This is a genomic window from Acidovorax sp. LjRoot194 (assembly GCF_964253015.1).
In the GTDB taxonomy this organism is placed as follows: domain Bacteria; phylum Pseudomonadota; class Gammaproteobacteria; order Burkholderiales; family Burkholderiaceae_C; genus Acidovorax.
The window spans coordinates 5,092,501-5,118,827 of the sequence record NZ_CAXUQB020000001.1 but is presented as its reverse complement, the minus strand read 5'-3'; the positions used below and the strand labels follow the sequence as shown (position 1 = coordinate 5,118,827).

28 protein-coding genes (1 of these 28 running past the window's edge) are annotated in these 26,327 nt (G+C 64.2%); 24 read left to right on the top strand and 4 right to left on the bottom strand.

The genetic code is table 11. The annotated features are described in order from the left end of the window. Window positions 1-195: 195 nt before the first annotated feature. The 4 genes from ACSQ3N_RS23115 to ACSQ3N_RS23100 all read left to right on the top strand — a co-directional run bounded on the left by ACSQ3N_RS23115 (window position 196) and on the right by ACSQ3N_RS23100 (window position 4,176). A complete protein-coding gene (locus ACSQ3N_RS23115) occupies window positions 196-1,686 on the top strand; it encodes a flagellin (RefSeq protein WP_056172922.1) in 1,491 nt (496 codons plus the stop codon). 231 nt (window positions 1,687-1,917) lie between these two features. Continuing rightward, window positions 1,918-3,351: a flagellar filament capping protein FliD gene (gene fliD, locus ACSQ3N_RS23110; RefSeq protein WP_056172924.1), complete on the top strand. Its 1,434-nt coding sequence runs from the start codon at window positions 1,918-1,920 to the stop codon at window positions 3,349-3,351. 63 nt (window positions 3,352-3,414) lie between these two features. Continuing rightward, window positions 3,415-3,873 carry a flagellar export chaperone FliS gene (gene fliS / locus ACSQ3N_RS23105; protein ID WP_056172928.1) on the top strand — a complete coding sequence of 153 codons (459 nt, stop codon included), beginning with the start codon at window positions 3,415-3,417 and terminating at the stop codon, window positions 3,871-3,873. 3 nt (window positions 3,874-3,876) lie between these two features. Then, window positions 3,877-4,176 (top strand): flagellar protein FliT, encoded by a 300-nt coding sequence (locus ACSQ3N_RS23100; protein ID WP_056172931.1) that lies wholly within the window; start codon window positions 3,877-3,879, stop codon window positions 4,174-4,176. A gap of 398 nt (window positions 4,177-4,574) precedes the next feature. Here ACSQ3N_RS23100 and fliE read toward each other — a convergent pair whose 3' ends face one another. Then, entirely contained in the window at window positions 4,575-4,886 is a 312-nt protein-coding gene (fliE, locus tag ACSQ3N_RS23095) for a flagellar hook-basal body complex protein FliE (protein ID WP_010466044.1), read from the bottom strand. A gap of 177 nt (window positions 4,887-5,063) precedes the next feature. Here fliE and fliF point away from each other — a divergent pair, with 177 nt between their 5' ends. The 13 genes from fliF to fliR all read left to right on the top strand — a co-directional run bounded on the left by fliF (window position 5,064) and on the right by fliR (window position 16,201). Beyond that, on the top strand, window positions 5,064-6,749 hold the full coding sequence (gene fliF / locus ACSQ3N_RS23090; RefSeq protein WP_056172934.1) for a flagellar basal-body MS-ring/collar protein FliF: 1,686 nt from the start codon (window positions 5,064-5,066) through the stop codon (window positions 6,747-6,749). Between the two features lie 24 nt (window positions 6,750-6,773). Beyond that, complete coding sequence (fliG, locus tag ACSQ3N_RS23085) at window positions 6,774-7,769, top strand: flagellar motor switch protein FliG (protein ID WP_056172936.1); 996 nt, start codon at window positions 6,774-6,776, stop codon at window positions 7,767-7,769. Further along, the gene (locus tag ACSQ3N_RS23080; protein ID WP_082517117.1) at window positions 7,753-8,478 is read left to right on the top strand and encodes a FliH/SctL family protein; all 726 of its coding nucleotides are present in this window, start codon (window positions 7,753-7,755) and stop codon (window positions 8,476-8,478) included. The genes fliG and ACSQ3N_RS23080 overlap by 17 nt, the downstream gene beginning before the upstream one ends. Then, complete coding sequence (gene fliI / locus ACSQ3N_RS23075) at window positions 8,468-9,862, top strand: flagellar protein export ATPase FliI (protein ID WP_056172941.1); 1,395 nt, start codon at window positions 8,468-8,470, stop codon at window positions 9,860-9,862. The genes ACSQ3N_RS23080 and fliI overlap by 11 nt, the downstream gene beginning before the upstream one ends. A gap of 30 nt (window positions 9,863-9,892) precedes the next feature. Continuing rightward, complete coding sequence (gene fliJ / locus ACSQ3N_RS23070) at window positions 9,893-10,354, top strand: flagellar export protein FliJ (protein WP_056172944.1); 462 nt, start codon at window positions 9,893-9,895, stop codon at window positions 10,352-10,354. A gap of 5 nt (window positions 10,355-10,359) precedes the next feature. Further along, window positions 10,360-11,661: a flagellar hook-length control protein FliK gene (locus ACSQ3N_RS23065; protein WP_436147562.1), complete on the top strand. Its 1,302-nt coding sequence runs from the start codon at window positions 10,360-10,362 to the stop codon at window positions 11,659-11,661. A gap of 209 nt (window positions 11,662-11,870) precedes the next feature. After that, window positions 11,871-12,467, top strand: a complete 597-nt coding sequence (locus ACSQ3N_RS23060) for a flagellar basal body-associated FliL family protein (RefSeq protein ID WP_056172947.1) — start codon at window positions 11,871-11,873, stop codon at window positions 12,465-12,467. A gap of 18 nt (window positions 12,468-12,485) precedes the next feature. Then, on the top strand, window positions 12,486-13,490 hold the full coding sequence (fliM, locus tag ACSQ3N_RS23055; protein WP_056172950.1) for a flagellar motor switch protein FliM: 1,005 nt from the start codon (window positions 12,486-12,488) through the stop codon (window positions 13,488-13,490). Then, window positions 13,480-13,923 (top strand): flagellar motor switch protein FliN, encoded by a 444-nt coding sequence (fliN, locus tag ACSQ3N_RS23050; protein WP_056172953.1) that lies wholly within the window; start codon window positions 13,480-13,482, stop codon window positions 13,921-13,923. The genes fliM and fliN overlap by 11 nt, the downstream gene beginning before the upstream one ends. Window positions 13,924-13,930: 7 nt before the next feature. Beyond that, entirely contained in the window at window positions 13,931-14,320 is a 390-nt protein-coding gene (locus ACSQ3N_RS23045; RefSeq protein ID WP_056172956.1) for a FliO/MopB family protein, read from the top strand. Next, window positions 14,313-15,083: a flagellar type III secretion system pore protein FliP gene (fliP, locus tag ACSQ3N_RS23040; RefSeq protein WP_056172958.1), complete on the top strand. Its 771-nt coding sequence runs from the start codon at window positions 14,313-14,315 to the stop codon at window positions 15,081-15,083. Before ACSQ3N_RS23045 ends, fliP begins: the two co-directional genes overlap by 8 nt. 11 nt (window positions 15,084-15,094) lie before the next feature. Next, a complete protein-coding gene (gene fliQ / locus ACSQ3N_RS23035; RefSeq protein WP_056172960.1) occupies window positions 15,095-15,364 on the top strand; it encodes a flagellar biosynthesis protein FliQ in 270 nt (89 codons plus the stop codon). Window positions 15,365-15,436: 72 nt separating this feature from the next. Further along, the gene (gene fliR / locus ACSQ3N_RS23030) at window positions 15,437-16,201 is read left to right on the top strand and encodes a flagellar biosynthetic protein FliR (RefSeq protein ID WP_436147561.1); all 765 of its coding nucleotides are present in this window, start codon (window positions 15,437-15,439) and stop codon (window positions 16,199-16,201) included. Window positions 16,202-16,217: 16 nt separating this feature from the next. Here the strand turns inward: fliR and ACSQ3N_RS23025 are convergent, their stop codons facing one another. After that, entirely contained in the window at window positions 16,218-16,847 is a 630-nt protein-coding gene (locus ACSQ3N_RS23025; RefSeq protein ID WP_056172965.1) for a response regulator, read from the bottom strand. Further along, window positions 16,844-17,956 (bottom strand): ATP-binding protein, encoded by a 1,113-nt coding sequence (locus ACSQ3N_RS23020; protein ID WP_436147560.1) that lies wholly within the window; start codon window positions 17,954-17,956, stop codon window positions 16,844-16,846. The genes ACSQ3N_RS23025 and ACSQ3N_RS23020 overlap by 4 nt, the downstream gene beginning before the upstream one ends. A 184-nt stretch (window positions 17,957-18,140) precedes the next feature. On the opposite strand from ACSQ3N_RS23020, the gene ACSQ3N_RS23015 reads away from it, so the two are divergent. The 7 genes from ACSQ3N_RS23015 to ACSQ3N_RS22985 all read left to right on the top strand — a co-directional run bounded on the left by ACSQ3N_RS23015 (window position 18,141) and on the right by ACSQ3N_RS22985 (window position 24,643). Next, on the top strand, window positions 18,141-18,587 hold the full coding sequence (locus ACSQ3N_RS23015) for a hypothetical protein (protein WP_056172971.1): 447 nt from the start codon (window positions 18,141-18,143) through the stop codon (window positions 18,585-18,587). Between the two features lie 49 nt (window positions 18,588-18,636). After that, window positions 18,637-18,999, top strand: a complete 363-nt coding sequence (locus ACSQ3N_RS23010; protein WP_056173069.1) for a response regulator — start codon at window positions 18,637-18,639, stop codon at window positions 18,997-18,999. Window positions 19,000-19,042: 43 nt separating this feature from the next. Beyond that, entirely contained in the window at window positions 19,043-21,193 is a 2,151-nt protein-coding gene (locus ACSQ3N_RS23005) for a chemotaxis protein CheW (protein ID WP_056172974.1), read from the top strand. Window positions 21,194-21,256: 63 nt separating this feature from the next. Then, window positions 21,257-21,745, top strand: a complete 489-nt coding sequence (locus ACSQ3N_RS23000; RefSeq protein WP_056172977.1) for a chemotaxis protein CheW — start codon at window positions 21,257-21,259, stop codon at window positions 21,743-21,745. A 100-nt stretch (window positions 21,746-21,845) separates the two neighbouring features. After that, window positions 21,846-22,745, top strand: a complete 900-nt coding sequence (locus ACSQ3N_RS22995; protein ID WP_056173073.1) for a CheR family methyltransferase — start codon at window positions 21,846-21,848, stop codon at window positions 22,743-22,745. Between the two features lie 32 nt (window positions 22,746-22,777). Continuing rightward, entirely contained in the window at window positions 22,778-23,527 is a 750-nt protein-coding gene (gene cheD, locus ACSQ3N_RS22990; protein WP_056172980.1) for a chemoreceptor glutamine deamidase CheD, read from the top strand. Between the two features lie 15 nt (window positions 23,528-23,542). Continuing rightward, window positions 23,543-24,643: a protein-glutamate methylesterase/protein-glutamine glutaminase gene (locus ACSQ3N_RS22985; RefSeq protein ID WP_056172983.1), complete on the top strand. Its 1,101-nt coding sequence runs from the start codon at window positions 23,543-23,545 to the stop codon at window positions 24,641-24,643. Between the two features lie 124 nt (window positions 24,644-24,767). Here ACSQ3N_RS22985 and ACSQ3N_RS22980 read toward each other — a convergent pair whose 3' ends face one another. Beyond that, on the bottom strand, window positions 24,768-26,327 hold the 3' portion of the coding sequence (locus tag ACSQ3N_RS22980; protein WP_056172988.1) for an ATP-binding cassette domain-containing protein. It continues 351 nt past the right edge of the window; only the last 1,560 of its 1,911 coding nucleotides appear in the window; the start codon falls outside the window, past its right edge; it ends in the stop codon at window positions 24,768-24,770.

Genomic DNA, 26,327 nt, shown 5'->3' with positions numbered 1-26,327 from the left:
CAAAAAAGTCGCACAACTTGTGCGTTTGACCCTCAAGTTTTCCGGCGGGAACCCGAAAACATTTGCAACGGTCCGTAAGCGGCCCGCCGTTCACCAGGTAGCAAAAGCGCTGGCGAACCCAGGAGGCCAGCGTGGTGCTGGCAACCCCGGCCGGCGGCAACGCCATATTCAGTCAGTTCTTTCTGGAGATTTGCAATGGCTTCCACCATCAATACCAACATCGCCTCGCTCACCGCTCAGCGCAACCTGGGCACCAGCCAAACGTCGCTGAACACGTCCATCCAACGCCTGTCCTCGGGCCTGCGCATCAACAGCGCCAAGGACGACGCTGCTGGCCTGGCGATTTCCGAGCGTTTCACCAGCCAGATCCGCGGCCTGAACCAAGCGGTTCGCAACGCCAACGACGGTATCTCCCTGGCGCAAACCGCTGAAGGCGCACTGAAGGCTTCCGGCGACATCCTGCAACGTGTGCGTGAACTGGCTGTGCAGTCGGCCAACGCTTCCAACAGCGCCGGCGACCGCCAAGCCCTGCAACAGGAAGTCGGCCAGCTGGTCTCCGAACTGGACCGCATCTCGCAAACCACCGAATTCAACGGCGCCAAGCTGCTGGACGGCTCGTTCGGTACGCAACAGTTCCAAGTGGGCGCCAACGCCAACCAGACCATCGTGGCTGCCACCGGCAACCTGCGCACCAGCGTCTACGGTAACAACCAGAACGTCGCCTCTAACGGCTCCGGCATCGGCGCACAAGCCCCTGCCAGCGGCACCACCGCCGTGAACAACGGTGTGACCAGCGGCGCTGTGTCCATCAGCGGCTACCTGGGCACCGGCAGCCTGACCGTGGCGTCGAGCGCCACTGCCAAGGCCACGGCCGACCAGATCAACGGTATCAAGGCCACCACCGGCGTGACCGCCACGGCCCGTACCGAAGTGCGCCTGGGCGGCATGGCATCGGCCGGCTCCTACTCGCTGACGCTGGAAGGCGACAACGCCGGTGCCGCCCGCACCGTGTCGTTCACGCTGACCTCCGCCACCGGCACCGACCGCCTGTCCGCCGCTGTGTCCGCCATCAACGACCAGACCGCCAAGACCGGTATCAACGCCTCGCTGAGCTCGGACGGCACGCAAGTGATCCTGACCAACGCCACCGGCAATGACATCGTGGTCGGCGACACCGCCAACGCCAACGCTGCCGCCGTGACGGTCACGGGCTACGACGCTGCCGGCGCCAGCAACGGCACGGCCCGCACGCTGACCGCCGACACCACGGCAGAAAACGTCTCCACCGGTGGCTACATCACCCTGGACTCGGAAAAGTCGTTCGCCCTGACCTCCGCCAGCAACCAGCTGGACGCCGGCGGCTCGTCGCTGCAAACGGTGGCCAACCTGGACGTGACCACGTTCGGCAACGCGACCAACGCCCTGAAGACGGTGGACTCCGCCCTGTCCTTCATCAACGGTGAGCGTGCCAAGCTCGGTGCTCTGCAATCGCGCTTCGAAACCTCGATCAGCAACCTGCAAGTGACCTCGGAAAACCTGTCTTCTTCGCGCAGCCGCATCCTGGATGCCGACTTCGCCGCAGAAACAGCCAACCTGTCGCGCTCGCAGATCCTGCAACAAGCTGGTACGGCGATGGTGGCCCAGGCCAACCAGCTGCCACAAGGTGTGTTGGCCCTGCTGCGTTAAGCGGCGGGTAAGGCGGCCGGGGCGTTGCAGCGCTCCGGCAGGACCAGGCGGCGGCAGATTTCTGTCGCCGCCATTTGGCTTTTTGGCGGCAGATGGTGGTGCCGCCAGCGGGCTCTGTAAGCCAGCGGGTGCCAGGACCGCTGGATAAGACGGGTTTCCTGGTGTGAATACGGACGATGCTGGCGACCATTCGGCGCCATAATTTCCGTTGGACCAGTTCAGGAGGTTGTTATGGCCACGATTTCATCCGTAGGTGTCGGCACGAACGGACTTAATGTCAAAGACATCATTTCCAAGTTGGTCGAACTGGAAAAAGCGCCGCTGACCAAGCTGGGTGTCGAGGCCGCCACGGTCAAGACCAAGATTTCCGCCTACGGGCAGATCAAGTCGATGGTGTCCACGCTGCAGGACGCCGCGAGCAAGCTCACCAGCGTCACCGGCTGGAACGGTGTCTCCACCACATCGTCTGACTCCAAATTTGTATCGGCCACCGCCGTCGGCGGCACTTTGCCCACCACGTTCAGCGTGGAAGTGCAAAGCCTGGCCAAGGCGCAGGCTACAGCCTCGGCGGCGCTGCTGCCGGTGGGCGGCGCCCTGGGCGCAGGCACGTTGCGGCTTGAACTGGGCAAGTGGAGCGTCTCCCCGGCGTCCTTCACGCCCGGCGCCGGCCAGCCGGTGGACATCACCGTCAGCGCCAGCGACAAGCTCTCTGATGTGGCCAGCAAGATCAATGGCTCCAATGCGGGTGTGACCGCGTCCATCCTGTCGGATGCTTCGGGCGAGCGTTTGCTGCTGCGCAGCAAGAGCACGGGCGAAGAATTCGGTTTTCGCCTGAGCGTGACGGAGGGCGCGGACACCGATCCGCAGAGCGCAGGCAACACCGACGCCTCCGGGCTGTCGCGCCTGGTGGCGGGCTCCACCGTGACGCAGGTGGCCGCCAACGCCAAGGCGACCGTGAACGGCATTGCCGTGTCGTCCGCGACGAACACGTTTGCATCCACCGTGTCCGGCGTGACCTTCAAGGCCGAGCAGGTCACCACCGCACCGATCGAGATCGCGGTGGGCAAGGACCAGTCTGCGATCCAGTCGAACATCGACGGGTTCGTGAAGGCCTACAACGCCATCAACGAACTACTGCAGGACGCGACCAAGTACGACGCCAAGACCAAGTCGGCCGGTTTGCTGCAAGGCGACTCGACCGCGGTGGCGCTGCAGAACTCGCTGCGCAATGCGATCCAGTCCGTCACCTCGGGTGGCGGCGCCTTCCAGCGCCTGGCCGATGTGGGCATCACCCAGCAGCTGGGCGGCAATCTGGCGGTGGACACCGCCAAGCTGAACAAGGCGTTGACCGAAAAGCCGGACGACGTGAAGGACCTGTTTCGCAGCACCGGCGGCGGCAAGGCCGATGGCATCGCCGTGCAGTTGAAGGCCCTGACCACCAACCTGCTGTCCAACGATGGTTTCTTCAAATCCAAGGACGACACGCTGCAGCTGAACCTCAAGCGCAATTCGCAGGACCAGACCCGCGTGGCGGAGAAAGTCGACTCATTCGAGAAGCGGATCACGCGGCGCTACAACGCGCTCGATACCCAGCTGAGCAGCTTGAACGGCCTGAACACCTATATCTCGCAGCAGGTGGCCGCCTGGAACAAATCGACGGGTTAAAGAGGCTTCAGTTTTTCTGGCGCAGGCCGATAACTTAAGTAATACCTCGGAAGGATTGCCAGCATGTTCAGCGCCTACAGCCCTCGTGCAGCCAACGCTTATCAGCGCATCAATGTGGAAACCAGCATGCACACGATGGACCAGCACCAGCTGGTCAGCCTGCTGTATGAAGGTGTCCTCAACTCCATCGCCACCGCGCGCGGGTCCCTGGCCCGCGGCGATGTGCTGGGCAAGGTCAACGCCATCGGCAAGGCCGTTCGCATCCTCGAAGAGGGTTTGAGCACGTCGCTCGACAAGGTGGACGGCGGCGAACTGGCCGAAAACCTCGGTGCGCTGTATGACTACTGCATGCGCCGCCTGATTCTGGCCAATGCCCGCAACGACGACGCCATCATGCTGGAAGTGATGCGTTTGATCGAACCCGTGGCCCAGGGCTGGAACGAGATCAAGAAAACCGGCGCCACCAACGCGCCATCTGCCTATTCTTCTGCCGCTGGCCAGCCTGTGCTGGTGGAGGCTTGAGTCATGTCCCACATGCTGATTGATTACTACAAGGCGATTGAAGACAGCAGCGCCAAGATGCTGGAAGCCGCCAGGCTCAAGGACTGGGATGGCGTGGTGCGCTACGAAGGCGCCTGCGCTGTGCTGATCGAGCAACTGCGCTTCAAGTCGCAAGAGCACGAGCTGCTCCCCGAACACCGCCGCGAAAAGAGCCGCATCATGCAGCGCATCCTGCGCAACGATGCCCAGATCCGCTGCCTGGCAGAACCCTGGCTGGCCCAGTTCGAACACCTGTTCGAAGGCCAGCCGCAGATGATGCACTGAGCCCTGCGCTGACGTCCAAGACAAAGCCGACCCTACGAGGTCGGCTTTTTCATGGGCCAAATAGGGTGCTACCGCTTGTCTATCAAGCGCAAGCAGCTATCAAATTAAGAGCGATTGGCTCCTGACTCCTGGCGCGAAGGCTCCACGGGCAACGAAGTCCCCGATACCAAGAGCGTGGCGTGTATTTTGGGAGGTAAAAAGTGACCGCAGCGCTTATCCAACCAGCGCAAGCAGCTACGAAATCAGGAGTAGGCCCCCACGGTTCGATACCGGCGCGCCCCAGGCGAGAGATGCCCAGCAAGGGCCGCCCCGCAGCGAGGGCATCGTCCCCTTGCCCACAGCGCGCAGCGCTGTGAGAGCGAGGGGAAGGCGCGCAGCGCCTCAGGGGCGTGCCCCTGCTATACCTGCATGTTCATGATGTCGGTATACGCCTGCACCATCCGGTTGCGCACATGCAGCGTGGCCTGGAAGCCGATCTGCGCCTTCTGGATGGCGACCATGGTCTCTTCCAGGCTGACGGAGGGGTTTTCCATCTGCACTTCGGTCTGCAGGTTGGACGATTTGTTCTGTGCGGCGCTGACGGACTGCAGCGCGCCCTTGAGGGCACCGGAGAACCCCACGTCGTTGGCGTCGTTTTGCGGCGCTGCAGCACGGCGCGCCACGCCTGCGCCCGTCAGGGGGGCGGTAGAGCTGGAGATGCGAAGGTCCATGGCTGTGGTTCCGTGGGGAATAGGGGTATGCTGCGTATCCTAGCCATCGCGCCGGGACCCATCGCTTTGAATTGATGGCCAAACGGGCGGCTTATTCAGCGAACATTTTGGAGGCGGGACCGAATAATCGACCCCACGCTTTGGTCCCTCGTCGGGCCTTCCTTACTGGAACGCAAGATGTCTGCAGTTGCTGAAATACCCCTCAATTCCCCCGCCAGCCCGAACTTGCTGCAGCGGCTGTCCACCCTGGACAGAGCCAAGCGCATGCGGCTGGGTGTGGGTGTGGCGCTGCTGGTGGTGGCGGCCATCGCGGCGATCGTGCTCGGTCGCCAGCCTGACTACCGCGTGCTGTTTGCCAACCTGAGCGACAAGGATGGCGGCGCCATCGTCGCCCAGCTGTCGCAGATGAACGTGCCCTACAAGTACGCGGATGGCGGCGGCGCCATCCTGATTCCCTCCGACCGTGTGCACGACGTGCGCCTGCGCCTGGCCACCCAGGGCCTGCCCAAGGGCTCGGTGACGGGCTTCGAGCTCATGGAGTCCAGCAAGTTCGGCATGACCCAGTTCCAGGAACGCCTGAACTTCCAGCGCGGGCTGGAGGGCGAACTGACCCGTTCCATCCAGGCCTTGTCGTCGGTGCAGGGTGCCCGCGTGCATCTGGCGCTGCCCAATCAGAATGGTTTCTTCCGCGAGCAGCAAAAGCCATCGGCGTCCGTGCTGGTCAGCCTGCACCCCGGCCGCATCCTGGACCGCGCGCAACTGGCGGGCATCGTGCACCTGGTGGCGTCCAGCGTGCCCGAGCTGTCGCCCTCCGCCGTGAGCGTGCTCGACGACACCGGCAAGCTGCTGTCGCAGTCGCCCGACGGCGGCACCGGTACCGAAGTGAACGCGCAGCACCTGCTGCACGTGCAGCAGCTGGAGCAGCAGTACACCCGCCGCATCATGGACATCCTGGAGCCCGTGGTGGGCCGCAACAACGTGAAGGCCCAGGTCACGGCCGAGGTGGACTTCACGCAGACCGAGTCCACGTCGGAACAATTCCGCCCCAACCAGACCCCGGACTCCACCGCCATCCGCAGCCAGCAGGTGCTCGAGAGCAAGGGCAGCGCGAACAAGACCGCCACGGGCGTGCCCGGTGCCGTGTCGAACCAGCCCCCGGCCCCGACCACGGCCCCTGTCAATGGCGCCAACCCCGCACCCACAGCCGGCAACAGCCAGCAGGGCACCGAAGAGCAGACCAGCAAGCGCGAGTCGACCACGAACTTCGAGGTGGACAAGACCGTGCGCGTCACCCGTGGGAGCACCGGCAACGTCAAGCGCCTGAGCGCCGCCGTGGTGGTGAACTACCAGACGGGCGAAGACAAGGGCAAGCCCATCACCAAGGCGCTGACGCCCGAGCAGTTGGAGCAGATGACGGCGCTGGTGCGCGAGACCATCGGCTTCAACAAGGAGCGCGGGGACTCGGTCAACCTCATGAACACTCCGTTCCAGGTCGATGCCACCCCCTCGAACGACGTGCCGCTGTGGAAGCAGCCGGAGGTGATGGACCTGGCCAAGACCTTTGCCTGGCCGGTGGGTGCGGTGCTGTTCGCAGCCCTCGTGCTGCTGGGTCTGGTGCGGCCTGCCCTGAAGGGCGGCGCTTCCGCCAAGCCGCAGCCCGTCACCGCGGCGGGTGCCCAGCTCGATGCCCTGGAGTCGGAAACCCCCGAGCGGGCCGCACTGCCTGCGCCCAACAAGAAGGACGAGGTGCTCCCTGCGACGCCCGAGCAGCTGCGCCTGGACGATGCCCGTGTGCTGGCCAAGGAAAATCCTGTGGCCGTTGCCAACATCCTGAAGTCCTGGCTCAACGGCGACCCTGCCTAAAACTACCTATTCCGGACGACCACCATGGACGAGCAAGGACTCAACGACGCCGCCATCATGCTGATGTCCCTCGGCGAAGAAGAGGCTGCCGAGGTTTTCAAGCACTTCTCGCCCAAGGAAGTGCAAAAGCTGGGCGAGACCATCGCCCGCATGCGGTCGGTGTCGCGCGAGAAGGTCGACCAGGTCATCAACAAGTTTTCCAACGCCGCGTCTGCGCAGAGCCTGCTGGTGTCCGACACCGGCAACTATGTGCGGGCCGTGCTCAAGCGCGCGCTGGGCGACGACAAGGCGGGCCTGCTGATCGACCGTATCCTGCAGGGCGGAGATGTTTCGGGCATCGAAAGCCTGAAATGGATGGACCCGCTGTCTGTTGCCGAGTTGCTGCGCAACGAGCATCCGCAGATCGTGGCGGCCATCCTGGTGCACCTCGACAGCGACCAGGCATCCGGCATCCTCATGCACCTCACGGACCGTCAGCGCAGCGAAATCCTGCTGCGCGTGGCCACGCTGGAGGGCATCCAGCCCACGGCGCTCAAGGACCTCAACGAGGTGCTGTTCAAGGTGCTGGCCGGCGGCGACAAGATCCGCAAGAGCTCGCTGGGCGGCGTCAAGGCCGCGGCCGAGATCATCAACCTGCTGGGCGGCAACATGGATGCCGTGGTGCTGGAGTCGATCCGCGGCTACGACCCGGACCTCGCCCAGAAGATCATGGACAAGATGTTCGTGTTCGACGACGTGCTCAAGCTCGACGACAAGGCGATCCAGACGGTGCTCAAGGAAGTGGCGTCCGAGACGCTCATCGTGGCGCTCAAGGGCGCAGTGCCCGAGCTGCGCGAGAAGTTTCTGTCCAACATGTCGTCCCGTGCGTCCGAGGCCATGCGCGAAGACCTGGAGTCGCGCGGCCCGATGCGCCTGTCCGAGGTCGAGGCGCAGCAAAAGGAAATCCTGAAGACCGTGCGTCGCCTGTCCGACGAAGGCCAGATCGTGATCGGAGGCGGTGGTGATGATGCATTCGTCTAGCCGCTCGTACTCCCGCTTCATCCCCAGCGAAGAGGTGGGCGACTTCGTCCAATGGAAGTTCGGCGCTGTGGATGGCTCCGACCTGGTCGAGCCCGAGCCCGCCGAGGCGGTCCCTGAACTCCCCCCCGAAGTGGACGAAGCGGCCCAGCAAGCGCTGGTTCAACAGGCCTGCGACGATGCCTACGCCGAAGGTTTTGCCCAGGGCCAGGCCGAAACTGGTCTGGAGTGGCAGCGGCGCATGGACGACTACATCGCCCAGCAGGGTGCAGACGCCGCGCAGCGGCTGCAGGCCACGATGCAGACCTTCGATGCAAGCCTGATCGACATGCAGCAGGTGATGGCGCAGCAACTGCTGGAGCTGGCCTGCGACATTGCACGCCAGGTGGTGCGCCAGGAGCTGTCGGTCAACCCGAACACGCTGCAGCCGGTGGTGCGCGAAGCCGTCAACATGCTGGTTGCCGAAGGCCGGCCCGCCATGGTCCGGCTGAACCCTGCCGACATGGAATCCCTGGCGCAGCCGCTGCGCGCAGAGATGGATGGGCCTGGCGTTCAGTGGGTGGCAGACGCCGCTGTGGCGCCGGGTGGCTGCCTGGTGGAGTCGGCAGGCACGGTGGTGGACGGCAGCCTGGACAAACGCTGGCAGCGCGCCATTGCGGCGCTGGGCCTGCAGTCGCCCTGGCAGGAAGAGGACGGCGGCGATGACCGTTGAATCGCCCTCTGACTGGACGCGTTTCATCGACGATGCGCGCGAGCGCGTGGCCGAGCCAGCGCCCCTGGAAACCCGCGGCACGCTGACGCGGCTGACCGGCCTGGTGCTGGAGGCCGTGGGCATCCGCGTGCCGGTGGGGTCGCAGTGCATGGTGCAGATGCCGGGGGCCGAGCCTGTGCTGGCCGAGGTGGTGGGCTTTTCTGCCGACCGCGCGTTCTTGATGCCTGCGGGCGATATCCATGGGCTCTCCAGCGGCGCGAGCGTGGTGCCTGCAGCACCGTACATACCGATTCCGCGCCTGGGCGAGCCTGCCCGGGCCATCCAGCGCGCCGGCGTCCTGCGCCTGCCGATGGGCGAGGGCCTGCTCGGGCGCGTGGTGGATTCGCAAGGTTTGCCACTGGACCACGGCGGGCCCGTGCAGGACGTGGTGGCTGAGCCCATGGGCCGCCGCCAGATCAACGCGATGGACCGCGACCCCGTGCGCGAGTCGCTGGACACCGGCGTGCGCGCCATCAACGCGCTGCTGACCGTGGGGCGCGGCCAGCGCCTGGGGCTGTTTGCCGGCTCGGGCGTGGGCAAGAGCGTGCTGCTGGGCATGATGGCCCGCTACACCCGCGCCGACGTGATCGTGGTGGGGCTGATCGGCGAGCGGGGGCGCGAAGTCAAGGAATTCGTCGAGGACATCCTGGGCGAAGAAGGCCGGGCCCGTTCGGTGGTGGTGGCAGCCCCGGCAGATGCGCCGCCGCTGCTGCGCATGCAGGGCGCGGCCTATGCCACGGCGGTGGCCGAGCACTTTCGCGACAAGGGCAAGCATGTGCTGCTGCTCATGGATTCGCTCACGCGCTACGCCATGGCCCAGCGCGAGATTGCGCTGGCCATTGGCGAGCCGCCCGCTACTAAGGGTTACCCGCCATCGTGCTTTGCCAAGCTGCCGCAGCTGGTGGAACGCAGCGGCAACGGCCTGCACGGCGTGGGCTCGATCACGGCCTTCTACACCGTGCTGTCGGAAGGGGACGACCAGCAGGACCCGATCGCCGATGCGGCCCGTGCCATTCTGGACGGCCACATCGTGCTGTCGCGCGCGCTGGCCGAAACGGGGCATTTCCCCGCCATCGACATTGAGCAGTCCGCATCGCGGGTGATGCACAACGTCGTGTCGCGCGGCCACTTCGACCTGGCGCGGCGCTTTCGGGCGGTGTATTCGCGCTACCAGAAGAGCCGCGACCTGGTGCAGGTGGGTGCCTACATGAGCGGTTCGGACCCGGCGCTGGACGAGGCCATCCGCCTGCAGCCGGAGATGGCGGCTTTTCTGCAGCAGGACATGTTCGAGGCAGCCTCGATGGACGACAGCATCGCCGGCATGGCTTCGGTGCTGGACCGTTGACCGCCCCGGCGTCATATCCCGTAATCCGCCATGTCCAACCTCAACTCCCTCGCCATCGCGATCGACGTCGCCGAGCGCAAGCGTGACGCAGCCCGCCAGGTGCTGCAGGACACCCTGGCTGCGCAACAGGCTGCACGTGCGCAGCTGGACCAGCTGGAAGACTACGCCCGCGAGACCGAGGCACGCTGGGGCATGAAGGCCGACACGGCCATGCAGCCCGAGGTGATGTACCACCACTACCAGTTCATGGACCGCCTCGGCCACGCCGCCGGCATGCAGACGGGCGTGGTGGGCGACCATGCCGGCCGGGTCGAGACCGCCCGGCGCGCCTTGCTGGAGGCCGAACTGCGGCTCGCCAGCCTGCGCAAGGTCATCGACAAGCGCCGCCATGACCTGGAGCTGGTGCAGACACGACGAGAACAGAAACAAACCGATGAGCGAGCCTCGTTGCAGTACAGCAATGTGAGCCGCAACTCGGTGGGCCAGGAGTAAGCACTATGGAACAGACAAAAATTTCTTCTTCACAGGGAACGCAGCCGGCCCACGCTGCACGGTCCCGTTCTTCCGCACCAGCGACCGATACCGCCGACGCTGCGGGTTCGGGCGGATTCCTTGCGCTGCTGGCAGCGCTGGGGGACGGATCTTCACCGTTGGACGGTGCGCCGCTCGACTTGGGGAGTGCTGAGCAGGATGCCACGGTGGCCTTGCTGCCTGACGCGGGCAAGGATGCCGCAGATGCCGCCGCGATGGCTGCGTGGCAGGGGCTGCTGGCGCCATCGGCCCCGGGACTTTCTGGCGTCGATACAGCAACGCTTGCGCAAGACGGGGTCCTGGGCGGTGGAGGGCGCGCCAGCGCACTGAACAGCGCGCTGGTGGGCGTGGACGGCATGCCTCAAGGCCTTGTGGCCGAGACCGCGATGCTCGATACCTCTGGCGACCTCAAAGGCGGCCCGCAACCTGCAGTGGGGCAAGGCTTCGGACGTGCGTTCTCACGTCTGCAGAGCAATGCACTGGCGCAGAAAGCCGATTCGCTGGAGGCCCTCGGCGGCCGGACGGCGGCGGGAGACAGCGGCAAGCTGCAGTCGACGCTGCAGGCTTTCACGCCAACGGTGGGCGCAAGCTTCCAGGCGATGGGCGAGCCGCGCACGGCCGGTGGCGGCGCGGGTGAGCGTTCCTTCTCCGGCGTGCCGGGGATGTCGGCCATGGAGTCGGGCGCGCCGGCGGTCGACGGCTTGCTGGCAGCGACGGCATCGGCCCGCGGCGGAGAGTCTTCGGGCGGCCGCTCGGGCGATGGCCAGCAGGGTGCAGCAGCGTGGTCCGACGGCCTGTCGGCCAGTGCCCCGCAAGAGGCCGGCAATGTGGATGGGTCCGTGTTCACCGACCCGGCCCAGGCCGGGGTGGAAGAGCAGGTGGCAGACCAGGTGGCTTACTGGGTCCACCAGAAGACCCAGAACGCCGAACTCACGCTCAACCGTGACGGGCAGCCCGTGGAGGTGTCGGTGACGCTCTCGGGCAACGAAGCCCATGTGTCCTTCCGCAGCGACCAGGCGCAAACGCGAGACATGCTGGACCGCAGCATGGCGCAGTTGAGCGAGTTGCTGCGCAGCGAGGGGCTGGTGTTGTCGGGCATGTCCGTGGGTACGTCTGCCGGCCAGGGCACAGGCTCCGGCGAGCAGCCGCGTCAGCGCGACGGCGGCGGCACCCGCCAGGCGCAGGTGGTGGCGACAGCGCCGGTGGGTACCGCGTCGCTGCAGCGCAGCGGCGGCTCACCGGACCGTGCGGTCGATGTCTTCGTGTAACGCTACCCGGGGCGTGCGGGGCCGGGCCTAGGCAGGGTGCCACGCACAGTCTGAGCCCCAGGGCAGGTCGAGCGGGCCGAATGCCATGGTTTATGGCTTTTATTCTGGCTATTATGGGCTGCCTCTTCGTCCAATAATGGGCCTTCCAGCTTTGCCCGCCCCCTGATGGCGCAGGCGCGGCTTGCTCACTACCGCAAGGAATCCGCATCGTGTCAGCCAATACTCCTGCAGCAGCACCTCCGGCCAAAAGCAAGAAGATGCTCATCATCATCATTGCAGCCGTGGCTGTGCTGGTGATCGGTGGCGGTGCTGCGGCGTGGTTCATCTCCAGCCGCTCGCACGCCGATGCAGAGGACGGCGGTGAAAAAGTGGCGCACAAGGAAAAAGAGACCCCAAAGGTCGCGCCCACGTTTTTGCCGCTGGAGAACATGGTGGTCAACCTGGCCGATCCTGGCGGCGACCGGTTCGCCCAGATCGGCATCACCCTGGAAGTGGAAGATGCGAAGACGGCCGAGCAGGTCAAGCAGTACCTTCCGTCCATCCGCAGCGGCATCCTGATGCTGGTGTCGCAGCGCACGTCTGCCGAGCTGCTGCAGCGCGAGGGCAAGGAAAAGCTGGCCACCGATGTGTTGCGCGAAGTCTCGCGCCCCCTGGGCTACTCGGTGCCCTCAGAGCGTGAACGTGAGCGCGAGCGCGCCCGCGAGAAAGAGTCTGCCGATGATGAAGACGACCGCCCCGCGCGCCGCCGCGCGGAACCGCGCAACCCCGTGCGCCGCGTGCTTTTCTCCAACTTCATCATCCAATGACCCGGGCAAGGACCAGTCATGAGTGATTCGTTTCTTTCGCAGGAAGAGGTCGATGCCCTTCTGGAAGGGGTCACGGGCGAAAGCCAGAAGTCGGTCGAGGAAGTGGCCGAGGCGGGCTCGGTCCGCAACTACGACATCTCCAGCCAGGAGCGCATCGTCCGCGGCCGCATGCCGACGATGGAAATCGTCAACGAGCGGTTTGCGCGCAACTTCCGCATCGGTTTGTTCAACTTCATCCGCCGAAGCCCCGAGATTTCGGTGGGCACGGTGTCGGTGCAGCGGTACAGCGCCTTCCTGCGCGAACTGGCGGTGCCTACCAATTTCAACATCGTGGCCATCCGCCCGCTGCGCGGCAGCGGGCTGATCGTGTGCGAGCCGTCGCTGGTGTTCGGCATCATCGACACGCTGTATGGCGGCGTGGGCAAGTTCCAGACGCGGATCGAAGGCCGTGATTTTTCGCCCACCGAGCAGCGGGTCATCAACCGCCTGGTGGAGGTGATCTGCACGGAGTACAAGAAGGCCTGGCAGGGGATCTACCCGCTGGAGCTGGAGTACCAGCGCTCGGAAATGCAGCCACAGTTCGCCAACATCGCCACCCCCAGCGAAATCGTGGTGTCGACGGCGTTCCAGCTGGAAATCGGCGACCTCTCCGGTGCGATCCACATCTGTATGCCGTACGCCACGCTGGAGCCTATCCGCGATGTGCTGTACTCCTCCACGCAGGGCGACTCCATCGAGGTGGACCGCCGCTGGGTGCGGGTGCTGACGCGCGAGATCCAGGCGGCCGAGGTGACGCTGGTGGCAGAGCTTGCGAAGGCCGATGCCACGGTGGAGCAGCTGCTGGCCATGAAGCCGGGAGATTTCATAGAACTGGACCGTGAGCCGCGCATCCGCGCGTCGATCGGCGGAGTTCCAATTTTTGAATGCCAGTACGGAACCCACAATTCCAAGTACGCCATTCGCATTGAAGAGTGCCTGCGCAATTCGGACATGAGCTGGCTGGGAGAAAAAGATGGCAACTGAAGAAGACAACAAGGACGCTGCCGCGGAAGATCCGTTTGCGGGTTGGGCCGAGGCGCTGGAAGAGCAAAAAAGCACGGACGGCAAGCCCGCCGATGGCGAGCAGGGCGGGCCTTTGTCGGGCGAGCCCGTGCGGCCTTTCTCCGGTGCGGGCGGTGGTGGCGACACCATCAACGACATCAACATGGTGCTGGACATTCCGGTGCAGCTGTCGGTGGAGTTGGGCCGCACCAAGGTGCCCATCAAGTACATCCTGCAACTGGCGCAGGGCTCGGTCGTCGAGCTCGATGCGCTGGCCGGCGAGCCCATGGATGTGCTGGTGAACGGTTATCTCATCGCCCAGGGCGAGGTGGTGGTGGTGAACGACAAGTTCGGTATCCGCCTGACCGATGTGGTGACGCCTTCGGAGCGCTTGCGCCGTGTCAGCCGTGGATAGCAGCGGCATGACCCAGACCTTGCTGGTGGTGGTGCTCTTCGTGGGCGCCATGGCCTGCCTGCCGTGGCTGATCAAGCGTTTGCAGCAGCGGCATGCCGCCAGCTCGATGGCCGCAGGCACCGCGTCGCGCGTGTTGTCGGTGGTGGCGGTCGGTCCGCAGCAGCGGGTGGTGACGGTAGAGGTCGGACCCGAGCATGCGCGCACCTGGCTGGTGTTGGGGGTGACGGCTCAGAACGTGAGCTGCCTGCATGTGTTGCCGACCGCTCCCGCAGCCACGGGCCTGGGCGCCCCCGCGGTGGGTGCCGCTCCGGTGGTGGGCAGCGCACGCGCTGAGCCTTCATTCGCACAGGAAGTGGCTATCGCCGTGGCTGGTGCAGGAAAGCCGTCCAATGGTTGAAGGGCGCTCTGTGCGCCGCCTGGCGGCCTGGGGAGCGCTGGCGGCTCTGGGCCTTGCGCTGCAAGCTCCGGCGTTTGCGCAGGCTGCGGGTGGGTCATTGCCTCTGGTGGTGGGCAGCGGCCCTGGTGGCACCAACTACTCGGTGCCCATCCAGACACTGCTCTTCTTCACGGCCCTGTCCTTTTTGCCCGCCGTGCTCCTCATGATGACCGGCTTCACGCGCATCGTGATCGTGCTGTCGTTGCTGCGGCAGGCGCTGGGCACGCAGTCGGCGCCGCCCAACCAGGTCATCATCGGGCTGTCGTTGTTTCTCACGTTCTTTGTGATGGGGCCGACGCTGGACCGGGTGTACCAGGACGCGTATGTGCCGTACACCACCAATGCGATCACGTTCGATCAGGCCCTGGAGAAGGCCGAGGCGCCGATGCGCAGCTTCATGCTCAAGCAGACCCGGCAGTCGGACTTTGCGCTGTTCTCCCGTCTGGCCCGCCTGGACCCGAAGGTCACTGCCGAGACGGCGCCACTGCGCGTGCTGGTGCCGGCCTTCGTCACCAGTGAATTGAAGTCGGCGTTTCAGATCGGCTTCATGATCTTCATCCCGTTTCTGGTGATTGACATGGTGGTGTCCAGCATCCTGATGTCGCTGGGCATGATGATGCTGTCGCCGGTGCTGGTGGCGTTGCCGTTCAAGCTCATGCTGTTTGTGCTGGCCGACGGCTGGAACCTGCTGATCGGCTCGCTCGCAGCCAGCTTCGTACCCTGAAGGAGCCCGCAATGACCTCGCAAATGGTGCTGACCATCGGGCGCGATGCCCTGACGCTGCTGCTGATGATCTCCATGCCCGTGCTGGGCGTGGTGATGGCTGTCGGCCTGGTCGTGAGCATCTTCCAGGCCGTCACGCAAATCCATGAAGCCACGCTGGCATTCGTGCCCAAGCTGATCGCTGCCATGGTGGTGTTTGCCATCGCTGGCCCCTGGATGATCAGCACGCTGGTGGATTTCATCCGCCGGACGATCGAGTCCATTCCGTCGATGATCGGCTAGGCAACGCATCTGCCGTCCCCACCCGGCGACGGTTGTCTGGCCCTGCCTGTTTTGCCCCGCTGAGGACCGCGCGTGATCACTTTCTCGGAAGCCCAGTTGATGGCGTGGCTGTCGCCCATCCTGTGGCCTTTTCTGCGGGTGTTGGCGGTGTTTACGGTGGCGCCCGTGTTCTCCATGCGCGTCATCCCGATGCGGGTGAAGGTCGGCCTGGCGTTTCTGGTGGCCGTGTGCGCGCAAGGCGTGCTGGGTGAGCAGCCGGTCATCAGCGTCAATGGGCGCGAAGCGATGGCGGCAGTGGCCCAGCAGGTGATCGTGGGGCTCGCCATCGGCTTTGCGGTGCGGCTGGTGTTTGCCGCCGTGGAGCTGGCGGGCGAACTCATTGGTTTGCAGATGGGGCTCAACTTCGCGTCGTTCTTCGATCCGTCGTCCAACACGCAGATCAGCGCGGTCGCGCGCTTCTTTGGACACATGTCCTTGCTGCTGTTCGTGGTGATCAACGGGCATCTGTTGATTCTCATGGCCGTGGTGAAGAGCTTCGAGCGGTTTCCGGTCAACGGCAACTTCATGCAGGCATTGGGCCAGATGCGGCTGCACGAGATGGGCTCAGCGCTGTTCTCGAGTGCGCTGTGGATTGCGCTGCCCATGATTGCGCTGCTGCTCTTCGTCAACCTGACCCTGGGCATCATTTCGCGGGTCGCACCGCAGATGAACATCTACTCGGTGGGGTTTCCCGTCACGCTGACGGTGGGCATGCTGGGCATTGCGGCGACACTGCCCCTGCTGGAGCAACCCGTGCTGGCGCTGATGCAAAAGGCGGTGGATCTTTTCGCCAGGTAGGCGGCACCGTGGCGCGCTACACCAAACCGTTGCGGATGGCGTAGACCGTCAGTTCCGCGTTGTTGGAGAGCTTGAGTTTTTCGAGCACCCGGGAGCGATAGACGCTCACGGTCTTGGGGCTCAGCATCAGCTCTTCGGCGATGTCCGACAGGCGCCTGCCGGAGGCGATCTTGACCAGGGTCTGCAGCTCCCGTTCTGACAGCGTGGTGTGAGGCAGCTCCGGAGTCGGCTGCGCCAAGCTGTCGGCCAGCATCTGCGCCACCTCCGCCGTGAGGTACTTGCGGCCCTGCATCACGGTGCGCACGGCCGCAATCAATTCGACCGGGTCGCCGGCCTTGTTGGCATAGCCCTGGGCCCCGGCTTTGAGGCAGCGCAGGGCGTACTGGTCTTCGGGGTACATCGACACCACCAGGACCTTGATGGCCGAGTGGGTCTCGCGCAGGCTGGTGAGCACTTCCAGGCCGCTGCGGCCCGGCATGTTCAGGTCGAGCAGCAGCACGTCGCAGGTGGCGGTGCGCAGCACGTCCCGGAGCTCGGAATACCCCCCGGCTTCGCCCGTGACCTCGATGTCCGGCGCATCGGCCAGTGTGTCGCGAATCCCACGCCGCAGCACGGCATGGTCATCGCACAGGACCACATGAATCACTGAGCATCTCCAGAATCGGGTGGTATGGCCTGTGATGTTAGCGGTATGGACAGGATCACGGAGGTTCCGTGGCCCGGCCGGCTGCTGATATCCAGCCATCCCCCGACGGTCCGGGCACGCTCGTGCAGGCCCTTGAGGCCGAAAGCCTTGGGCTTGTCGAGCATTTGAGCGTCGATACCTTTGCCGTCATCGGTCACTTCCAGGGTCAACACTCCCTCCCTGTCAGACAGGTCGATGTCCACCTTGCGGGGCTGGGCATGCTTGGAAATGTTGGTCAGCGCCTCTTGTGCGGTGCGGTAGGCCACCAGCTGGACCTCCGGGGGCGTGTGCACGGTCTCGCTGCTGCTGACCACCCGGGCCGGAACGCCCGTGCGGCGTTCGAAACCGGCGGCCAGCCACTGCACGGCAGCCACCAGACCCTGCTCGAGGATGGGAGGGCGCAGGTTCATCATGATGCGCTGGCTGGCGCCAATGGCGTGCTGGAGCATGTCGGTGGCGGACTGGGCGTGCTCCTGCATGGCCGGGTCCGAGCTGTGGCGTCCGATCCACGCCACATCAAATCGCACCGCGGTCAGCGCGCCGCCGATGTCGTCGTGGATCTCGCGGGCTATCGATGCGCGCTCCTGCTCGATCGACAGCTGCAGGTGTTCGGTCAGGTCTGCGAGCCTGCGCTCCGATGCGGCCAGGTCCGCCACGGCCTGCTCGCGCGCCCGGCGGGCCTCGTGCACCTCGATCGCGCGTGCAATCACGTGCGGAAGCCGCTGGAGGTCATCTTTGAGCAGGTAGTCGGCGATCCCCAGGCGCATCGCATCCACCGCTGCCGCTTCGCCAATAGCCCCTGAAAGCAGCACGAAGGGGGGATGTTGCGGCTTTTGCGCCACATGTGACCAGGCGTCCAGTGCGGTGAAGCCTGGCAGTCGGTAATCCGCCAGGATGACGTCAAAAGACTGCTGATCGGTGAGCTTTTGAAATTCGGGAAGCGAATCCACCCTCTGGAGGTGGCATTGAAGGCCGGATCGCCGCAATATCCTGGCAGTCAGGTCGTGATCTGTCAGTGAATCTTCAAGATGCAGGATGTTCAGGGTCTGGTCTGATGCTATGGTGACCATAGGGGCGCTATCATAGGATACAAATTGGAACAAACAAGGGTGTTTGTCCGGTTGGGGCGGTTTCAGCGTACGCGTCCAATGGGCGATAACGCCGCGGTGCGTGCACCGGTTTTGGCTGTTGTGCGTGTATCGTAGTCCTGTGTTTTTTGCGTGCTGTGCTGCTGCGTGCTGCGATGGAGAAACGATGCAATCTACGCTAACAACCTCTGGAGGACCTGCTGTCCAGGTTCCCGTCATGGTGGCGGCAGAGTTGCAAGACTCCCTGCTGGTTGTCATGCACGACCTCCATCGGCTGGAGGGACTGCTGAGCCATGCCACCGACAACCTCATGGAACGCTTTGGCGAGGCCAATGCGGTGCTGACCGATGAGACCGTGGCCCATTCCCCGGAACTGGTGGCGGCGCGGGCTGCGCTGCGCAACGCCGTGACCGAGCTCCAGTTCCAGGACATGGCGTCCCAATTGATCTGGCACACCACCAAGGTTCTGCAGGGATGCGCTTTCCGGCTGGCCTCGGAGGCCATGGGACACGAGGATGGGGAAGAGGCCGCGCCTTTCGCCGAAATGGCGCCAGACCGCCCGAACCCGGTCACTCAGAGCGAGATGGATGCAGGTTCGGTGGACCTGTTCTGACCTTTACACCGCTGGTTAACCTATATATTCAAGTCAGTTGGAGCCATACATGCAATCGATCCTTGCCGTAGATGATTCACCCTCCATGCGGAAAATGGTGTCGTTCACCCTGACGGGCGCCGGCTATCACGTTGTGGAGGCGGTGGATGGGCAGGATGCCCTGGAGAAGGCCGAGAGTCACGATATCGATCTCGTGCTGGCCGACCAGAACATGCCGCGGCTCGACGGGATCGGCCTGACCCGCAAACTGCGCGAGAACCCCAAGTTCAAGACCATTCCCATTCTGATCCTGACCACCGAGTCCAGCGACCAGATGAAGCAGGCAGGACGCACCGCAGGCGCAACGGGCTGGCTGGTCAAGCCGTTCGACCCCAATCGCCTGATCGAAGTCATCCAAAAAGTGATCCGCTGAGCCCAGTCGGCCCGGACTACCCAGTACACAGCAGGAGCCTACGATGGCGGATACCTACCAAGAAGGATCGGGCGGGGGCGCTGACTTCGACCTGAGCCAGTTCTACCAGATCTTCTTTGAAGAGGCCGGCGAGAACCTCGACCAGATGGAGCACATGCTCCTCAATCTGGACCTGGTCAATGCCAATGACGAGGAACTCAACGGGATCTTCCGTTGCGCTCACTCGATCAAGGGCGGCTCAGCCACGTTCGGTTTTTCGGATGTGGCGGAGCTGACGCACCAGATGGAGTCGCTGCTGGACAAGCTGCGCCGCCACGAGCTGCAGCCGATTCCTCAGATGGTCGACGTGTTGCTGGAGTCTGCCGACGCTTCGCGCAGTCTGCTCGCCCGCCACCAGGCAGGTGGCCAGGGCGAGGCGGTGTCCACCGCATCGCTGGTGCGCCGTATCAGCGACCTGGCGGCCGGGCAAGTGCCTGGCGAGGCTGCCGCTGCAGCGGCACCGCCGCCCCCAGCACCGGCACCAGCGCCAGCGCCTGCTCCGGTAGCAGCTGCACCTGCGCCCAAGGCCGCAACGCCAGCCGTGGCAGGGCAGGCACGCAAACTCCAGATTCAGATCGGCCCGCTGGAGCGTTTGCAGCAAGCCGATGCCATCAAGGAGTTGTTCCGCGACATTCCAGGCCTGGGCGCGATCCAGGACCTGGAGAGTTCGCAGCCGAACACCCGCCTCTTCGCAGTGGAAACCACCTCCACCGACGACGACCTGCTGGACCTGTTTGCCTTCCATGTGGCCAAGGAACAGGTGCTCATCCGCGATGCAGCGGCAGCAGCAGACAGCGCTCAGCCTCTGGCAGACGACGAGGAAGTGTTGGTCGCTGTCGACCCGTCTGGCAGCGAGGCGCCGTACGGTTTCTTCAACGATGCGCCCGGAGCGCCTTCTGACGCGCCGCAGGCTGCCGCACAGGCCCCCTCTCAGGCCAAGGCTGTGGCTCCCAAGGCTGCCGAGCCCAAAGCCGCCATCCAGGCCCAAATGGAATCCACCACCATCCGGGTGGACGTCAAGAAGGTCGATCAGCTGATCAACCTGGTGGGTGAACTGGTCATCACCCAGGCGATGCTGGCGCAAAACAGCCGTGGCCTGGATGCCGGCGCCTACCAGCAACTGCTGGCAGGCCTGGCCGATCTGGACCGCAACACGCGCGACCTGCAGGAATCGGTCATGTCGATCCGCATGATCCCCATGTCCATCGTGTTCAGCCGGTTCCCGCGCATGCTGCGCGACCTCGCAAATAAGTTGGGCAAGAAGGTGGAGCTGGTCACGCTGGGCGAAGCCACCGAGCTGGACAAGGGCCTGGTCGAGAAGATCACCGACCCACTGACCCACCTGGTGCGCAACAGCTGCGACCACGGTATCGAAATGCCGGCCGACCGCCTGGCCAAGGGCAAGTCGGAGCACGGGACCATCACCCTGTCGGCGTCCCACCAGGGCGGCTCGATCGTGATCGAGGTGCGCGACGACGGCCGCGGGCTGTCGCGCGACAAGATCCTGAAGAAAGCCCAGGAGCGTGGCCTGGAAGTGTCCGAGCAGATGAGCGACGCCGAGGTGTGGCAGCTGATCTTCGCGCCGGGCTTCTCCACCGCCGACGAAGTTACCGACGTGTCCGGCCGCGGTGTGGGCATGGACGTGGTCAAGCGCAATATCGCAGCGCTCAACGGCTCGGTCGAGATCGATTCCGCCGAAGGCTACGGCATGAAGGTCTCCGTGCGCCTGCCGCTCACCCTGGCCATCATGGACGGCATGTCGGTGGGCGTGAGCGACGAGGTCTACATCCTGCCGCTGTCGTCGGTCGTGGAGTCCTTCCAGGTCAACTCGGACGACGTGAGCACCGTGGCGCAAGGTTCCCAGCTGGTGAAGGTGCGCGACGAGTACATGCCGGTGATCGCCCTGGAGAAGATCTTCCAGGTACCGCGCTTCGACCCCAACAAGTCCAGCAACATCATGGTCGTCGTGGAGGCCGATGGCAGCCGCGTGGCTTTGCTGGTGGATGAGCTTCTGGGCCAGCACCAGGTGGTGGTCAAGAACCTGGAGTCGAACTACCGCAAGGTGCCCAACGTGTCTGGCGCGACCATTCTGGGCGACGGCACGGTGGCCCTGATTCTGGACACGGGCGGTCTGGTGCGCAGGGCGCGCCACTAATTTCAAGCGATTCGAGCGCGCCAGCCTGCAGCGGGCGGCGCGGCTTAAAAAGGAGTGTGCACCATGAGTGTGATTGGAAAGACAGCAGAAGCGGTGCCAACCGGTACGCGGGAATACCTCACGTTCCGTCTCGATCAGGAAGAGTACGGGATCGATATCCTGAAGGTGCAGGAGATCCGGGGCTACGAGCCCCCGACACGCATTGCGAACGCCCCGAGCTTCATCAAGGGTGTGGTCAATCTGCGCGGCACCATCGTGCCTATCGTGGACATGCGCATCAAGTTCAACTGCGCGCAGGCCGACTACAACAGTTTCACGGTGGTCATCATCCTGAACCTGCGCAACCGGGTGGTCGGGATCGTGGTGGACTCGGTGAGCGATGTGATGGAGCTGACGCCTGAAAGCATCCGTTCCGCACCCGATATCGAAAGCGCGATCGATGCCAGCTGCATCCTGGGCCTGGGCTCGGTGGGTGAGCGCATGCTGATCCTGCTGGATATCGAAAAGCTCATGTCCGGCGTAGACATGGGGCTGGTGGCGGCCACCGAATAGGCCACACCCGCATGGACCGGCGACGGCGGCAGTGGGCCGCGTCGCCACTGTGGCTTGCAGATCTCTTGGAGTGAACAGAACTTCCCGTCGGATGATCAATATGGCCCAACCCACCAGCGCATCTGCTTCAGCCCGATCCCCCGCGTCCCGGGCGGAATCCGCCATGGCCGGGGCTCCATCGGGGCCTTTGGCGCAGGGGCGTGAGTTCGTCTGGACCAATGCCGACTTCGCGCGCGTCCAGGCCTTGATCTATCAACGCGCGGGCATCAGCCTGCACGATGGCAAGCACGCCATGGTGTACAGCCGCCTGTCGCGGCGGCTGCGGGATACCGGCCATTCGAGCTTTCATGACTACCTGGGTTGGCTGGAAACGCACGACGGCCCCGAGTGGCAGGAATTCATCAACGCGCTTACCACCAACCTCACGGCCTTTTTTCGCGAGCAGCACCATTTCGAAATCTTTGCCTCGCACCTGCGGGGCAAGCCGGGCACCAGCTGGCGAGTCTGGTGCAATGCTGCGTCCACGGGCGAGGAGCCGTATTCCATCGTCATGACCGCTTTCGAAGCGCTGGGGGCCAACGGTTCGTTCAAGCTCACGGCCAGCGACATCGACTCGCGGGTGCTGGCGACGGCGGCGCAGGGCGTGTACCGGCTGGATGGCCTCAAGGGCCTCAGCCCCGAGCGCCTGCAAAAGTTCTTTCTGCGCGGCAAGGCGGGCAACACCGGCATGGTGCGGGCCAAGCCCGAACTGCGCCGCGCCATCGACTTCATGAGCGTCAATCTCATCCGCGACGACTGGCCGTTCAAGGAACCGTTCGACGTGGTCTTTTGCCGCAACGTCATGATCTACTTCGATGCGCCCACCCAGCGGCGTGTGCTGGAACGAATCCACAGGGTGCTCAAGCCCGGTGGCATGCTGTTTGTGGGCCATGCAGAGAATTTCAGTGAATCCAGAGACCTGTTTACGCTGCGTGGCAAGACGGTGTACGAGCGCCGTTGACCTGTCCATGTTGTCGCACCGCACCTAGCACCATGACCAACATCCAAGCAGGATCATCCCCCTCTCTGGCGGCAGCCGCGAGCGGCTCCGCAGAGCGGCGCCGCGCACCGCGCATTGCCCCGCTGAGCGCGGACATCTATTCGCCCGGCAATGCTCCTGCGCGGGAGTCTTCGCTGCAGGACCTCAAGGCGCGCAGCCGCAAGCCGGGCGAAGCGTCGTTCTTCTACCTGGACCATCACTTTCAGCACAACGCAGTAAAGGTGCTGCCCGGGGAGTATTTCGTTGCCGACGAAAGCATGGTCATCATGACGGTGCTGGGCTCGTGCATCGCCGCATGTTTGTGGGACAGCCGGGCGCGCATCGGTGGCATGAACCACTTCATGCTGCCCGATGGCGATATCGCGGATGCATCGGGGCGCTACGGCTCGTACGCGATGGAACTGCTCATCAACGAAATGATGAAGCAGGGTGCCCGGCGCGAGACCATGCAGGCCAAGATCTTTGGCGGTGCGCAGGTCATGCACAACTTCACGACCATGAACGTCGGCGAGCGCAACACCAACTTTGTTCTGAATTACCTGCATACCGAGCGCATTCCCATCGTCTCCGAGGACGTGCTGGACATCTATCCGCGCAAGGTGGTCTTCTTTCCCGTGACCGGGAAAGCCATGGTCAAGCGGCTGGCCCACGCCCATCCGGAGGCCCTGGTGGCCCAGGAAGTGAAGGGCAATGCGGCTACCGTGGCCAAGACCACCTCTGGCGGTTCTGTGGATCTGTTTTAAAGAAAGCGTGAGTGAATGAGCAGGAAAATCCGGGTGATCGTGGTGGACGATTCGGCACTGGTGCGGAGTCTGCTGTCCGAGATCATCAACCGGCAGCGGGACATGGAGTGCATCGGCACTGCCAATGACCCCTTGATAGCCCGCGAGATGATTCGCGAGCTCAACCCCGATGTCATTACGCTGGATGTCGAGATGCCCCGCATGGACGGCATCGATTTTCTGGGTCGGCTCATGCGGTTGCGTCCCATGCCGGTGGTGATGATCTCGACGCTGACGGAGCGCGGAGCCGAAGTGACTATGAAGGCGCTGGAGCTGGGCGCCGTCGACTTTGTGGCCAAGCCCCGTGTCGGCCTGGCCAGCGGGCTCAATGATCTGGCATCGCTGATCGTGGAGAAGATCCGCGTCGCCGCGGTTGCGCAGGTGCGCCGTGCGCCGGTGCGGGAGGCTGCGGTTCCCGGTCACGCTGGCAGTGCCGCCGCCGCGCCGCCGTCCGCGTCGGCACTGCTGGGTCGTCTGTCCACCGAGAAGCTGATCTGCATCGGCGCGTCGACAGGCGGCACCGAAGCGATCAAGGAGGTCCTGGTGCACATGCCGGCGGACTCGCCGGCGATTGTGATCACCCAGCACATGCCGCCCGGCTTCACCACCAGCTTTGCCGCGCGCTTGAACGGCCTGTGCCAGATCACGGTTAAAGAGGCGGTCAATGGCGAGCGCATCCTGCCTGGCCACGCCTACATTGCTCCTGGGGGAACGCAGTTCCATGTGGCGCGCAGTGGCGCCAACTACGTGGCTGTGGTGGACGACGGCCCGCCGGTGAACCGCCACAAACCCTCGGTCGAGGTGTTGTTCAAGTCCGCTGCCGCGGTGGTGGGGCGCAACGCGTTTGGCATCATGCTCACGGGCATGGGCAACGACGGCGCCGCAGCCATGCGGGAAATGAAAGATGCGGGCAGCTACAACTACGTGCAGGACGAAGCGACCTGCATCGTGTTCGGCATGCCGCGCGAAGCGATTGCGCACGGGGCAGCGGACGAAGTGCTGCCACTGGGGCAGATTGCGCCAGCGCTGATCAGCCGCTTGCGCGGGGCCACCGACAGGCTGCACCATCGTATTTGATGGATGGATGGAGGGCGGGGGCGCTTGGAATGCCAGGCTCAGCACCGAGGCGCTTCGCCGGTCCCCAATCCCAATAGCCGGCTGATTCGCCCAGGCGCCCAGCGCCTCGGGTTCTTCATGCTCCTCAGGCGGACAACGCAGTCCAGCGCTCCAGCGCCGCCATCAACTCGTCATCAATTTCACTGGAGCGTGCGCCCATGGTGGCTGCGCGGGCAGGGTCAGTGCTGTACAAGCTGCCATCGGCCAGTCCTTCTTGCAGGGTTTTTTGTTCCGCTTCAAGTGCAGCGATACGTGCGGGCAGCTGCTCGAGCTCACGCTGCTCTTTGTAGCTCAGCTTCTTTTTTGATAGCGGCAAAGCGTCGCCAGATGCGCGCGAGGCAGTATTTTTATCTGAACTTTCGCTCTCTACCTTGGATGCGGCTGCCGGTGCTGCTGCTGTGGCGGTGGCCAGTGCACGGCTGCGCTTGGACTGCAGCAGCCAGTCCTGGACCCCGCCCTCGTATTCGCGCCACAGCCCATCGCCTTCGGATGCGATGGTGCTGGTGACCACGTTGTCCAAAAAGGTCCGGTCGTGGCTGACGAGGAACACGGTGCCGTCGTAGTTCTCCAGCAATTCTTCCAGCAGGTCCAGCGTGTCGATGTCCAGGTCGTTCGTGGGCTCGTCCAGTACCAGCACGTTGGCTGGGCGTGCGAACAGCCGGGCCAACAGCAGGCGGTTGCGCTCTCCGCCAGAGAGCGAACGCACGGGCGAATGCGCGCGCGCAGGAGAGAACAGAAAGTCGCTCAGATAGCTCTTCACATGCTTGCGCTGATTGCCGATCTCGATCCATTCGCTGCCGGGGCTGATGAAGTCCTCCAGCGTTGCGTCCAGATTGATCGCGTGGCGCATTTGATCGAAATATGCGACCTGCAGGTTGGCACCTTGGCGGATGGTGCCCTTGTCGGGCTGCAGTTCACCCAGGATCAACTTGAGAAGGGTCGTCTTGCCCGCACCATTGGGGCCGATCAGTCCCACCTTGTCGCCGCGCAGGATGGTGCCCGTGAAGTTGCGCACGATGGTCCGGTCGCCAAATGCTTTGCTCACATCCGTGAGCTCGGCCACGATCTTCCCTTGATAGCCGTTGGAGCCCCCGGAGGCAACGTCCATGCGCACGCTGCCCACGACATCGCGACGGGCTTCGCGCTTGGAGCGCAGTTGCTCCAGGCGGCTGATGCGGCTCTGGCTGCGTGTGCGGCGCGCTTCCACCCCCCTGCGTATCCACACTTCTTCTTGGGCGAGAAGCTTGTCGGCCTTGGCTGAAATCACAGCCTCCTGGGCCAGCTGCTCTTCCTTCTGAAGCACGTACTGGGCGAAATTGCCGGGGTAGGAGCGCAGTTGTCCCCGGTCCAGCTCCACGATTCGCGTCGCGACCCGGTCCAGGAATGATCGGTCATGGGTGATCGTGACCACGCTGCCAGGGAAGTCGATCAGCAGTTCCTCCAACCATTCGATCGAGTCCAGATCCAAGTGGTTGGTGGGCTCGTCCAGCAGCAGCACATCAGGGCGCGCCACCAGCGCCTGGGCCAAGGCCACACGCTTTTTGGTCCCGCCCGACAGCGTGCCAACGACGGCGTCAGGGTCGAGATGCAGTCGTTGCAATGTTTCTTCTACGCGCTGCTCCCAGTTCCACGCGTCGTATGCCTC